The following is a 13,202-nucleotide window of genomic DNA, read 5'->3' as shown; positions in this document are numbered from 1 at the left end:
CGTTCACCAGTCGTTCAGTAGTTTCAGAAAATCTACATGCGGTGAACGGGACAAGGGGAACACCGCGTTCCCCTTGTCAATCCCCGCGGCCCCGCAGGGAAATCGGTGCTTCGCACTACGCTCACCTCCCGCGTGCCTGACTGCGGTCGGCTCGACTCGACATCCTGTCTCGGTTCGCCTCTGGCCGCCATCCCTGGCGTCCAGACCTTGTCATTCACGCTTCGGTTCGCCGATTTCGGCGGGGACTCAACACCCCGCGGTGAGATCTGCGCTGATGAATAGATAATGAGTAGCTAAAAGTCCCGTAGGCCGGATCAGGCGAAGCCGCCATCCGGCAAACTAAGTGCACCCTACTCCACCGTGCTCTCTAACCGCTGGCGGTGGCGCAAACCGGGGAACCACTTCATCCACAACGCCACCACAATCAACGTGCCGATACCGCCAATCGCCGCGGCGGGCACCGCGCCAAGCCAGGCGGCGAGCATACCGGATTCAAACTCGCCAAGCTGATTTGAGGTGTTGATAAAAATCGAGTTCACCGCATTGACGCGCCCGCGCATCTCATCCGGCGTATCGAGCTGCACCAGCGAACCGCGGATAACCATGCTCACCATGTCGAAACCGCCCAGCGCAAACAGCGCCAGCAGCGACAGCCACATCCAGCTTGAAAAGGCAAACATCAGCGTTGCCACGCCAAACCCCGCGACGGACATAAACATAATCATGCCGACATTGCGTTTCAGTGCGCGGTGGCTGAGCCAGAACCCCACCAGCAACGCGCCAACCGCGGGCGCACTGCGCAGCAGACCCAGGCCGAGTGGCCCGGTATGCAGCACATCGTGAGCAAAAATTGGCAGCAAGGCGGTTGCGCCGCCCAGCAGCACCGCGAACAAATCAAGGGAGATAACCCCCAGCACATCCGGGCGGTTACGGATAAACCCCACCCCGGCGAACAGGGATGAGAGCGTGGCGGGCGTGCGTTTCGGCTGTGCTTGTTCATAGCGCAGAGTCACCACCAGCAGCAGCGACACCAGATAGAGCGCGGCGGTGACGCTATACACCACATCCGCGCCCGCCGCGTACAGAAAGCCGCCCAACGCCGGGCCAACGATTTGCGCCGCCTGGCCGGAAACGGCATTGGCGGCGGTGGCGCGCGGCAGGATCGGCAGCGGCACCAGCGCGGGCAGCATTGAGATCATCGACGGGGACTCAATGGTTTTCGCACAGGAGATAACAAAAATCAGCGCCAGGATCACCCACACGCTGGCGTCGCCCTGCCATGTCAGCCAGGCCAGCGCCACAATCGCCACCCACTCGCAAATTTGCGACAGCAGCACCACGCGGCGGCGGTCAAACTGATCGGCAATATGCCCGGCGGGTAGCGCCAGCGTAAGCGAGGGAACAAACTGCACCAGCCCAATCATGCCAAGCCAGAACGCGCTCTGGGTCTGGGAGTAAATCTGCCAGCCGACAATGATTGAAAGCATCTGGAAACCAAAACTGGAACTGGTTCGCGCCAGCCAAAAGGCGACAAACGAGCGGTGCTGCAATAAACGACCATCACTGCCGGGTAAAACAGGTGCCATAGTCTCTCCGTTATTATTAATGTCCCGCCGACGGCGCGCCCGGCGCACCGGAACGCACAAATGGCGGTCGGGCAAACCAAATCACCACCATCAATGCCATAAAGCCCCAGCCCAGCAACCAGAAATAGTCGATGGTCGACATCATATAAGCCTGCTGTTCAATGGTTTTATCCACCGCCGCCAGGTGCTGTTGCGTCACGCCGCCCATTTTATGCAGATAATCCGTTGCCGCCGGGTTCCAGACAGAGACGCTTTCGGTCAGGTTTGCGTGGTGATAAACCTCGCGCCGCGACCAAATCCAGGTGGTCAGCGAGGAGGCAAACGAACCGCCCAACACGCGGAAAAAAGTCGCCAGCCCGGAGCCTTCCGCCACCGCCTGGCCGTGCAGATTCGACAGCACGATGGTGGTTATCGGCATAAAGAAAAACGCCACGCCGATGCCCATAAACATCTGCACTTCGGCAATAGTGCGAAAATCGACATCGGTATTAAATTGCGCGCGCATCAGGCAGGACGCACCCATCGTCAGAAACGAGGTCATCGCCAGAAAGCGCAAATCCACTTTGTGGGCGTAGCGGCCGATAAACGGCGTCAGCAGCAGCGGCAAAAAGCCCATCGGTGCCGCCGCCAGCCCCGCCCAGATAGCGGTGTAACCCATCTGGGTTTGTAGCCACTGTGGCAAAATAATGTTGATGGCAAAAAATGCCGCGTAACCGAGCGTTAGCGCCGCAGTGCCGATGGCGAAGTTGCGGTCTTTAAACAGCCGCAAATTGACAATCGGGTGCTGCTCGCCCAGTTCCCAGATAACAAACGACACCAGCGCAATCGCCGACAGAATCGACATAACGATAATTTCCGTCGAGGCGAACCAGTCAAGATCGTTGCCTTTATCCAGCACCACTTGCAGCAAGCCGACGCCGAGCACCAGCAGCGCAATGCCGATGTAATCGATGGGCGATGCGACGGTGGTTTCTTCGCGCGCGCGAAGCTGCGTCCAGACGACAATGGCGGCGAAAATGCCGATCGGCACGTTGATGTAAAAAATCCACGGCCACGAATAGTTATCGGTGATCCAGCCGCCGGTAATCGGCCCGACGATGGGCGCAACCACGGTGACCATCGACAGCAGCGCCAGCGCCATACTGCGCTTACTGGTGGGGAAAATCACCAGCAGCAGCGTCTGGCACATCGGGAACATCGGCCCGGCGAAAAAGCCCTGTAGCGCGCGGAAAATAATCAATTCCGTCATGCTGTGGGCGAATCCGCACAAAAACGAGGTCAGGGTAAACAGCGCCACCGAGCCCACAAATAGCTTGAGCTGACCAAACCGGCGGGTAAACCAGCCGGTCAACGGCAGCGCAATGGCGTTACACACCGCAAACGAGGTGATAACCCACGTGCCCTGATCGGAACTGACGCCGAGATTCCCGGCAATCGTCGGCAAGGCAACGTTAGCAATAGTGGTATCCAGCACCTGCATAAAGGTGGCCAGCGACAGCGCAATCGTCGCCAGCAGCAGGCTGGGCGGCGTAAATACCGATTTATCTTGCATCACGTCTCTCTTAGCGGGCGCTGGACGACGCTACCGCCTGGCTGTTGTCATGAAGAATTTTCGCCACCAGCTTGTCGGCATTATCCAGCGCGTTTTGATAAACGTCGGTGGTAAAGCGCGGCGCCTCAACGGTTTTTTGCGGCAGCAAATGCCCGTCCGTCTGGCGAATATCGACGCGGGCGAACATCGACAACCCCACGCGCAGCGGGTGTTTTTGCATATCATGCGGGTCGAGGGTGATGCGCACCGGCAGACGCTGGATGATTTTGATCCAGTTACCGCTGGCGTTCTGCGCGGGCAGCAACGAAAAGGCGCTGCCGGTACCAATACCGAGGCTTTCAATGGTGCCGTGGTATTCGACATCATCACCGTACAAATCCGCCGTCAGCGTCACTTTCTGCCCCAGACGCATGGTGTTCATCTGGCTCTCTTTAAAGTTGGCATCTACCCAGACCTGATCCAGCGGCACAATTGACAGCAAGGTGGTGCCGGAATCCACGCGCATGCCAAGCTGTACGGCGCGTTTGGCGATATACCCGCTCACCGGCGCAACAATGGTACTACGCGCATTGTCGAGAAAACGCTGGCGCAGCGTGGCGACGGCGCTTTTGATCTCCGGGTGGCTGTCGATAACCGTGTCATCGACCATCGCCAGATTGGTGTTTAAAGCCTGTTGCGCGGCCACTAAATCGCTTTGCGCACTGGTGACAGTGTCACGATAATGGGCAAGATCTTCAGCCGTCACCGCGCCAGTGGCAAAAATCTTCTGCCGACGCGCGTAATCACTTTGCGCGGTTTGCAGAGCCACCTTTTTCGCCGCGACCTGCGCACGGTAGTTATCCGCCGTGCTGTAAAGCCCGCGCACCTGGCGCACGGTATTGGCGAGATCGGCCTGTGCCTGTTGCAGCGCGATCTCTGTATCGCTCGGATCGAGCAGCACCAGCGGCTGGCCTTTTTGCACGTAATCACCTTCATCAACGGCGACTTGTGTAACAGTCCCGGCGATTTGCGGCGTCAGCGTCACCAGGTTGGCATTGACATAGGCATCGTCGGTGGTTTCGTAATAGCGGGCATAAAGCAGGTACCACGCCAGGCAACCGGCCGCGATAAGCAGCAACAGAACGAACAAAATAGCGAAGTTGCGCTTACGTTTACTCGGCGCACGTGCGGCAGTTGCGGATTGAGTTGCGGATTGTGCAGATGAATCAGACATCTTAGTAACCTTATTCAAAACAGCTTAGCGATGTGGCTGGGTGGCCTCGTCAGGGAGCATTTTTATCAGAAGCGTTTCCAGCAGTCGGGATTCTTCGGGTGTCAGGCGTGTGGTGAGCGAGCGGAGAATCGAGGCCAGCGCCTCGTTCTGAAACCTGTCGCAAATGCAGCGCCCTTTATCGGTCAGGCCGAGGATCACCTGCCGTTTGTCGTCGGGGTTGACGGTGCGCACGATGAGCTCGCGCTTCACCATGCGTTCAAGCATGCGGCTCATGGCACCGGCATCCATCAGCAAGTTTTTGCTCACTTCCACCGGGCTGTTGAAGCCTTTATAGATGCTGATCAGCACCTTAAACTGCGCGGCGGTGATATCCGTCGACGAGAAGTAGTGGCTGATGAGCTGGTCTTTAAACTGGTTCGCCAGATGAATAAGCAACCCCAGATGCAGTTTGGGGTTTGGCGTATCCGCAGAGTTTGTCATGGTATTTGCCTGGTCAATAATTACAAATGAAATTACTGACCAGGCAGATAACTGTCAATGGATTGTCAAGATAAGCGCACGATTTGTCAGCCTGCAGGTGTATGAAGACGGTTCCTTGTGAAGCCTGCCCTGGTGTCGCCTTGCATGCGTGGTTCTGCGAGGATGGATGCATTCTGATAGTTTTTTCTCATTACCTTGCTTTATTTTTGGATGTCTTGTCGAAAAACAATTATTTCTCTCTTTATTATCTAATTAAGACAGGTAGAATTGCTGTCATGCTTTTAAATTTCTACTTAAGCAAAATCCGCCGGGCAATTAATTTCGAAGTATGAGGGGATGGAATGTCAACGTTGCAAGATTATATACTGGATGCGTTTCATAACATTAAATTACCAAAAGACTTATCGTGCGAATATTTAGAATACGGCAGTTATATTAATAAGTTAAAAGAAGATGAAGGTAGAATTGTAGGTTATCCTCAAACGTATACAGATATATTTATATGGCCCGGTAACGCTTTTGTTATTCTTGCATCGCTTCTCGACATTAAGGGAGGATATAGATTATTGATTTCCGGTGAAGAAATCACCTGGACCATAAAGGATCAAAATAAAGTTAGTGAGTTAGGTTCGTTATGGGGTAACTTCATAAATAGTACCTTAGAAGATATTAATTTCAATTTTCAAGATTTAATTGATGCCATTCAGGTTGTGTTTAATGAGCAAACGTTATCCCAGGATTTAGGTACGCTCATCAATAATAAAAATTTCATCAAATCCGCACTACAACTTGTTCTTTCAGCAGACGAAAGCATGAACAGGAAAAACAACTATCCTGCGGCAACAACTGTCGCAAAGCCAAAACCATCTATTCATGAAAAGATAATTTTGTCGTTAAAACTCATGAATGACGACTTTGGGTTCCAGCTTTCCTATTCAAATAAAACGTTTGGTGCAGTTCATTACAAAAACTCCGTTAGCCAAAGCGGAATATCGTTGTGTAGCATTAGCCATAACATTTCTCTAATTAAGCCTGAAATTGAATTAAAATCCATTGTACGTAAAACGCCTTCGGCCGTTTCTTCTCTGTTCAATATTCTTATCCTCCCTTTTCCCCTCGTTATATCCAGAAATAATTTCAAACCAGTACTTGACCAAAACAAATTAGAAATGGCGGGAAACTTTGGTTTTTTTACCTATGAACCAGATGCAGAAATTGATAGTTCGCTGGTAATTGAATGTTTAGAGGACGCAATAAAAGAAATTGGCAACATTGATATCATTGCATTGCCTGAGTGTTCAGTATCCGCTGAAACTGCAAAAAAAATAGCCGACGCTTTGAAGCTCCGTTTTCAATCTAATCCAGAAAATTGCCCTGCTTTAATTTTAGGTGTCTACAAGCGCGGTGATAACGATCGTTTTGGTGAAAACTCCTTAACGTTATATGTCCCTGAAGACAAAAAAGGCACTGATTTTGGCCTAACTGAAATTCATCAACATAAACATCATCGATGGTATCTCGACCGTAACCAGATATTAAATTATAAACTTGGCACGGCTTTAATGACCAATAAAAAATGGTGGGAATATACATCAATTGCGGATCGGTCCTTAATCAGTTATTACTGCCAGAAACATAACTTACAAGTTAGCCCTTTAATATGTGAAGACCTGGCCCGGCAGGATCCCGTAGCCCCTGTAGTGAGATCCCTTGGCCCCAATCTCATCATTGCTTTATTGCTGGACGGAGCCCAAATAAAGAATCGGTGGCCTGGACGATATGCTGCGTTTTTATCGGACGATCCTGGTTCCTGTGTGCTAACTATATCGCCGCTCGGCATGACCTCCCGGGCTGATGGAACAGGTTTTCCACCAAGCAGGAACGTCGCTTTTTGGAGCGAACCGAACGGTTCGAAAGAACTGGAATTGACGAAAGGTAAAAAAGGAATCGTGCTGACTCTTGAAAAAAACGATGTAGAACAATGGACTGCCGATGGCAGAAAGAAGGTACGAATAGGTTTGACATATGCAGGCCATCTATGTATTTGAACAATAAATCTGCTATAGTGACCGCCGTGATTAAATTTTTTAGTGAGGTATCGTATGAGTAATCCAAGAATCGATAAGCTCCATGCGTTAGGCCGTATGTTGAGAACGGAAGAATCCCTTGTCGATAGACTTCTTACATCGGATCGACTCAGTATCAGCGATGAAGCTAAGGATTTTTCCCGAGCTGTACTCGACTATGCACGAGAACATAATGGAAATGTTAGCGCTGAAGACGTCCATCATATATTCACTTCCAATTTTGTTGCGCATCCAAATGTTGAAGAATATCGGGCAGTAGCCAATATTATTGAAGAAGAATTTAGCGATCAGGATGGCGATCCTCTTTATCGCTAATAATTACAATTCCTGTGTTTATTGAGAGCAAGACAATGTGTCTTGCTCTTTTCATTTTTGCTCCCGCCTCTCCTCTCAGCCACAACAATGTTTCCCCTGTTTGCATAAGTTACAGACCAAAAGTTTTGAAAGAACCACTGCTTCACTATGTGAAGCAATTTCCCGCATTAATTTTTGATACCCCTCACGCAACCCGCTCCTGCGCTCGCCGGATGCCCGCCAATCCTTAACACTCGATATCCATATCACTTGATATCCATAACAACATACCGCTTACCCTACTTAACCTCGGGAGGTTAAATGGAGCACACTACAACGCAGCCCGGCGAACGCTATGCTGCTGCACAAGCACAACAGAAAGTGCCCGCCCGGCGCACCGCGAAAATTATGCTTTCGGCGGGCGTCGGCCACTTTATTGAATGGTTCGACTTTGGCCTGTACGGCACGCTGGCGGCGATTATCGCCAGCAACTTCTTTGTCAGTAGCGATCCGGCGGTCGGCCTGCTGAAATCCTTCGCCGTCTTCGGTTCCGGCTTTTTGATGCGCCCGATCGGCGGCCTCTTTTTCGGTTCAATGGGCGACCGGCTGGGGCGGCGCAAAGTGCTGGTCACCGTTATTGTCATCACCTCCATTTCCACCTTTGTGATGGGCATCTTGCCCACCTGGCAACAAGCCGGGATCATCGCGCCCATCTTGTTGGTCATCACCCGGCTGGTGCAGGGCTTTGCCGCAGGTGGCGAGAGTTCGGGCGTGATTACCTATCTTGCCGAAAGCGCCCCGCCGCACCGGCGCGCCACGCTCACTTGCTGGAGCGAAAACTTTAGTTTTATGGCCTTTGTCTGCGGCTCCGGGCTGGTGTTGCTGTTAACCCACTCCCTTGGCGAAGCGGCGATGAATGACTGGGGCTGGCGCATTCCGTTCTTGCTGGCCGCGCCCCTGGGGCTCGGCGGGCTGTATATGCGCCGTAATATGGAAGACTCCGACGAGTTTCACAAACTCAAAGCCAGCGGCAAGCTGGAAAAATCCCCGCTGCGCAAATCCCTTTCCACTTCAATGAATGCCCTGCTGTTCTGCACCGGTTTTGTTGTGGTGAAAGCGGTCAGTAGCTGGGTGCTGCAATCCTTTATGCCAGGGTATCTCTCTACGCACCTGCATTACAGCCGCACCGATTCGTACCTCATCACAACACTTGGGCTGTTGAGCGTGGCGATTTGTATGCCGCTCACCGGCTATCTTTCCGACCGCTGGGGGCGACGCCCGCTGATGTTAATGGGCTGCGGCGGATTTATTCTGCTCACCTGGCCGGCGATGCTACTCATGAGCCAGGGGTCGGTCGGCGCGTCGATTGCCGCCATGAGCCTGCTCGGCGTGTTTGTCGCCATGTTTAACGGCGGCTGCGGCGCGGCCATGGTGGAACTGTTCCCCACTGCGATCCGCTACGGCAGTATCGCCATTGCCTATAACCTGACCGTGGCGGTGTTCGGCGGCGTGACGCCGTTTGCCTCGGCAGGCCTGATATCCCTTACTGGCGACCCGCTCTCCCCGGCGTGGTACGTCATGGGCACCGCGCTTATCTCATTTATTGTCGTGTGGATCGCCAAAGAGACCGCCGGCAAAGTTCTCGATTAATCTGGAGTAGTCATGAAGATCAGCCATATCGACTGTTTTCCCCTGAAAATCACCCCGCAGCAGGTCTATCTCGGCGGCGAGGCGCAGGAAAACGACGCGGATTATTACTACCGCCCCGAATACCGCTGCGTCTATTCACGCAAGATGGAAACCTGCCTGGTGAAAATCACCACCGACAGCGGGCATGTCGGCTGGGGCGAAGCGCTGGCTCCGGTGGTGCCGCAGGTGATAGCCGAACTGATTACGCAGTTGTTCGCGCCGCTGTTAAAAGGCCAGTCACCGTTTGCAAGCCAGGTGCTGAACTCGCGGATGTATGACGCGATGCGCGATCGCGGCCACATTACCGGCTACCACATCGACGCGCTGGCCGCTGTGGATATCGCCCTGTGGGATCTGAAAGGGCAAATTCTCGACCAGCCGGTGTATCAATTACTCGGCGGCGCGTACCGCGAGCAGGTTCCTTGTTATGTTTCCGGCCTGCCGGAGCCGGATCTTCCCGCCCGCTGCGCACTGGCGAAACGCTGGCAGGAGAAAGGCTTTAACGCCGTGAAGCTGGCGCTCGGCTACGGTGTACGGGAAGACATCGCCAACGTACAGGCCATTCGCGAAACCCTGGGCGATGAGGCAAAAATCTTCCTCGATGCCCACTGGAATTACAGCGTGGCGCAGGCGGCCGACCTGGCAAATGCCCTGCACCCGTTCGGATTAGGTTTTCTTGAAGCGCCGCTGTTGCCGGAAGATATCGCCGGCCATCGCGAGCTACGGGCAAAAAGCCCGCTGCCGATTGCGCTGGGCGAAACCGAGCGCACCCGCTACCAGTTCAAACCGTTTATTGAACAGCGCGCGGTGGACATTGTGCAGCCCGACGTCGGGCGCACCGGTATTACCGAACTGATGCATATCGCTTCGCTTGCAGAAACGTGGAATTTGCAGGTTGCGCCGCACTTAAGCGTCGGTTTAGGCCCATGTATTGCCGCCTCGATCCACGTCGCAGCGGCCATACCGAACCTGTTTATGCTCGAGTACCAGCCGCCGGTGTTTGCCATCGCCAACCAGTTACTCACCACGCCATTGGTCTGTGAACAGGGGCACTACGCCCTGCCGCACGCGCCAGGTTTAGGTATTGAAATCAATGAAGAAAAAGTTCGGCAATCGGTTATGGGGGCCATATGTTAAAAGGTAATGTGCCAATTCTGGCAACGGCATTTGATGAGCATGGCGAGCTGGATTTTGCCTCCATCGAAAAGTTAGTGAAGTTTCTGCTGGCCCAGGGGATCGACGGGCTGGCGCTATTTGGCAACGCGTCGGAAGGTTATGCGCTGACATCCGGGGAAAAAGAGGCACTATTTGCCTGCGTTAAACGCCTCACTGGCGCGTTGCCCCTTGTTGCGGCGGCGGGCGGCGCATCCTCTGCGGTGGCGATTGAAGATATTCAACGCGTACAGCGCTGGGGCGCGCAGGTGGCGATGGTCAACCCGCCGTCGGTGGTAAAACCCGGCCCGGAGGAGATCTACCACTTCTGGCGCGATATCTGCGCAGCCTGCGATATCGACATTATGGTTCAGGACGCGCCGTTGATGACCGGGGTGAACATGCCGGTGCCGACGCTGGTGAAGCTGTGCGAGGATTTTCCCGCCATCAAATACATCAAAGTGGAGCAGCCCCCCACCACGCTGAAAATCACCGCCCTGAAACAGGCACTCGGCGATCGCGTTGGGCTGTTCGGCGGGCTGAATGGCGGTTTTCTTTACGAGGAGTTGCGCCGGGGGATTATCGGCACCATGCCCGCCTGCGAATTTCCCGATGTGATTAACGCCATCCTCCATGCGTGGCAGCACGACAAACGCGAAGCACAGGCCATTTTTTACCACTACCTGCCCTTCCTGCGTTACGGCGTGCAGCCGGGGATCGGCGTGGCTGTGCATAAAACCGTGCTGCACCAGGCGGGGATTTTTGCCACCGATGTGGTGCGTCTTCCAGCCAAACGCATTGATGATGTTACGCGCGAGGAACTGCGCGATCTCACCTCTGCTCTGCCGCTGGCGGTGCTGGAGGGACGCCGATGAACTATATCGCCGTCGACTGGGGCACCAGTAATTTTCGCGCCATGCGCGTGCGCGAGGGCAAGCTTATCCGCACCGTGGAAGCAAGCTGCGGCGTGGGTAAATGTCAGCGTGAGGATCTGGCGGATATTTTGCGCCAGCAACTGCTGCGCCTGGAGGATGCGTGGGATGATCAACTTCCGGTGCTGCTGTGCGGCATGATTGGCAGCAACATCGGACTTGCCAATGCGGGCTATCTGGAATTGCCGCTCAGTTTCGCCGACTTAACCGCCAAAGGGCGGGAATTGCCCGGCATTTTGCCCAATCCCCTGACCCTGCGTCCCGGCATTTGTGACCGGCGGGTCAATGAAATCTGCCGGGGTGAAGAGATGCAACTGGCAGGCGCGCTGACGCTCACCCAGAGCGAGACATTTGCCGCCGTCGGCACGCACAGTAAATGGCTGACGGTCAACCGCAATGCGCAACGGGTGGAGACCCTGCGCACATTGATGACCGGGGAGCTGTATCACCTGGTGCTGAACCACTCGATTGTCGGCAAAGGCCTGCCGGAGCAGGTCGCCTCCACAGAAGCCTTCCTGCAAGGCGTTGCCACCGCACAACAGGTCGAGGGCGGGCAAACCACGCTGGTGAGTGAACTGTTCCGCTGTCGCGGGCGCTATATTCTTGGGGATTTGCCTGCGCAGGTGGCGGGCGCGTGGCTGTCGGGTTTACTGGTCGGGCATGAAATTTTGCAGGGCCATCCGCGCCGGGAGGTGGCGTGTTTTATTGGCAGCCGGGCGCTGCTGCCGCTCTACCGCCAGGCCTGCGATGCGCTGGATCTCCCCTGCACCTCCCTTGAGGCAGAAACAGCGCTGATCGCCGGGCTAAATGAGGTGTTTCGTGATCAACAGTAAGCAGATTGTGGCGATCCTGCGCGGCATTACGCCCGCAGAGTGTGTCGAACAGGTCGCCTGCCTGCGCGATCACGGCATCACCTGCGTGGAAATCACCACCAACTCGCCCGAGTGGCAAATAAGTCTTGCGCAGGTGCATAAAGCGTTTGGCGAGTCGATTGATCTCGGCGCGGGTACGGTGCTGACGGCGTCGCAGGTGGAAAACTGCCATCTGGCGGGAGCGGGATTTATCCTCACGCCCAATCTGGACGCGCGCGTGGTGGAGGCGGCAAAGCAGCATGGCCTGCGGGTTTGCGCGGGTGTGTTTACCAGCAGTGAAATTTTCCGCGCCTGCGAATTAGACGTGGATGTGCTGAAAATCTTCCCGGCCGGGGCGCTACCCCTTAACTACCCGCAGATGATCAAAGGCCCGCTGTCGCAGGGGGTGAGTTTTTCCGCCGTCGGCGGCGTAGAGGTGGAAAACGCGGCGGATTACCTGCCTTATTACAACAGCGTCGGCATCGGCTCATCTCTCTATCGGCCAGGCCAGAGCGTTGCCGTTACCGCGCAACGCGCACGGCAGTTACTGAACAGCGGGGAGTGATTCCCCGCTAATTTTACGCGCGGCTGAGACCAGAAACTGGCGCAGGCTCTCCACATTTACTTTGTCACCGCTGATATTGGATAACGCAATCGCCGCCTGCATCCCCGGAATAATACAGGCCAGCCGGTAATCACCGGGCGCCCACTCCTTACTAAACACCTGATGTTGCCGCGCCTGCTCAATTTCCTGTTGCAGCAGGTGGTAATCGTGGATACCGATGCGCTCGACGATCTCTTCATCGCTCATGGTCGAGAGCAATTTAATACCGATCACCGAGTCGCGGATAGGCCAGGATTCATAATTTCCAATAGCGCGGGCGATGCTTTTCCCGCCGCGCGTATGCAGCAAATAAACCACATTGCTGCCGCTCAGCACGCCAATCACGATCGACACGTTGTGGCTACCGGTCTCTTCCAGCATCTCCAGCGCGGCGGTGTAAAACGCCGAGTGGTGAATGGCGCTGGCCGACAAGCGGTGAATGCCCATACCGAGGCGGTATTTGCGTTTCGCATCCTGCTGCACCATCTCCAGTGCGAGCAGAGTTTGCATCAGGCGCGTCACTTTGGCGGAGTCCAGATTGAGTTCACGGCCAATCTCACGAATACCAAATGAACGGCTGCCGGTGGCCAGCACGTTAAGGCAGCGAAACGCGTCAAACACCGTACTGTTCATTTTGCTCATCGATATATTCTTTGCCGTTACGTTTAATCTCGTTTGCACAGCATACCTTGTGCTGAGAATATTCTCAAACTGGCTGTTATAGCGGTTTTTTGGCCCCGCAATTTGACTAAAGGGCAGCAG

General features: G+C 54.6%; 12 protein-coding genes. 7 read left to right on the top strand and 5 right to left on the bottom strand.

The features are described from left to right. Positions 1-350 precede the first annotated feature (350 nt). The 4 genes from Q5705_17940 to Q5705_17925 are packed head-to-tail and all read right to left on the bottom strand — an operon-like array spanning position 351 to position 4,831. Positions 351-1,586 carry an MFS transporter gene (locus Q5705_17940; GenBank protein WLI76443.1) on the bottom strand — a complete coding sequence of 412 codons (1,236 nt, stop codon included), beginning with the start codon at positions 1,584-1,586 and terminating at the stop codon, positions 351-353. A gap of 16 nt (positions 1,587-1,602) precedes the next feature. Next, positions 1,603-3,138: a DHA2 family efflux MFS transporter permease subunit gene (locus Q5705_17935; GenBank protein ID WLI76442.1), complete on the bottom strand. Its 1,536-nt coding sequence runs from the start codon at positions 3,136-3,138 to the stop codon at positions 1,603-1,605. A 10-nt stretch (positions 3,139-3,148) separates the two neighbouring features. Next, the gene (locus Q5705_17930) at positions 3,149-4,351 is read right to left on the bottom strand and encodes an efflux RND transporter periplasmic adaptor subunit (protein ID WLI76441.1); all 1,203 of its coding nucleotides are present in this window, start codon (positions 4,349-4,351) and stop codon (positions 3,149-3,151) included. A 24-nt stretch (positions 4,352-4,375) separates the two neighbouring features. After that, positions 4,376-4,831, bottom strand: a complete 456-nt coding sequence (locus tag Q5705_17925) for a MarR family transcriptional regulator (GenBank protein WLI76440.1) — start codon at positions 4,829-4,831, stop codon at positions 4,376-4,378. A 341-nt stretch (positions 4,832-5,172) separates the two neighbouring features. Between Q5705_17925 and Q5705_17920 the strand changes: the two genes are divergently transcribed. From Q5705_17920 to Q5705_17890, 7 genes are all read left to right on the top strand, one after another. Continuing rightward, the gene (locus tag Q5705_17920) at positions 5,173-6,879 is read left to right on the top strand and encodes a hypothetical protein (GenBank protein ID WLI76439.1); all 1,707 of its coding nucleotides are present in this window, start codon (positions 5,173-5,175) and stop codon (positions 6,877-6,879) included. Between the two features lie 54 nt (positions 6,880-6,933). Beyond that, the gene (locus Q5705_17915) at positions 6,934-7,233 is read left to right on the top strand and encodes a hypothetical protein (protein WLI76438.1); all 300 of its coding nucleotides are present in this window, start codon (positions 6,934-6,936) and stop codon (positions 7,231-7,233) included. A 387-nt stretch (positions 7,234-7,620) separates the two neighbouring features. Continuing rightward, complete coding sequence (locus Q5705_17910; protein WLI79057.1) at positions 7,621-8,862, top strand: MFS transporter; 1,242 nt, start codon at positions 7,621-7,623, stop codon at positions 8,860-8,862. Between the two features lie 12 nt (positions 8,863-8,874). Further along, positions 8,875-10,038 (top strand): mandelate racemase/muconate lactonizing enzyme family protein, encoded by a 1,164-nt coding sequence (locus tag Q5705_17905; GenBank protein ID WLI76437.1) that lies wholly within the window; start codon positions 8,875-8,877, stop codon positions 10,036-10,038. After that, entirely contained in the window at positions 10,032-10,928 is an 897-nt protein-coding gene (locus tag Q5705_17900) for a dihydrodipicolinate synthase family protein (GenBank protein WLI76436.1), read from the top strand. The genes Q5705_17905 and Q5705_17900 overlap by 7 nt, the downstream gene beginning before the upstream one ends. Further along, positions 10,925-11,818, top strand: coding sequence for a 2-dehydro-3-deoxygalactonokinase (locus Q5705_17895; GenBank protein WLI76435.1), 894 nt, complete (start codon positions 10,925-10,927; stop codon positions 11,816-11,818). Before Q5705_17900 ends, Q5705_17895 begins: the two co-directional genes overlap by 4 nt. After that, positions 11,805-12,401, top strand: a complete 597-nt coding sequence (locus Q5705_17890; protein ID WLI76434.1) for a 2-dehydro-3-deoxyphosphogluconate aldolase — start codon at positions 11,805-11,807, stop codon at positions 12,399-12,401. Before Q5705_17895 ends, Q5705_17890 begins: the two co-directional genes overlap by 14 nt. Here Q5705_17890 and Q5705_17885 read toward each other — a convergent pair. Beyond that, positions 12,381-13,082, bottom strand: a complete 702-nt coding sequence (locus Q5705_17885; protein WLI76433.1) for a helix-turn-helix domain-containing protein — start codon at positions 13,080-13,082, stop codon at positions 12,381-12,383. The two genes, Q5705_17890 and Q5705_17885, sit on opposite strands and share 21 nt — an antisense overlap. Positions 13,083-13,202 lie beyond the last annotated feature (120 nt).

Origin of the sequence: Kosakonia sp. H02 (assembly GCA_030704225.1) — a bacterium.
Lineage (GTDB): Bacteria > Pseudomonadota > Gammaproteobacteria > Enterobacterales > Enterobacteriaceae > Kosakonia.
The sequence above is the reverse complement of the archived record's forward strand: the minus strand, read 5'-3'. Positions and strand labels throughout refer to the sequence as shown.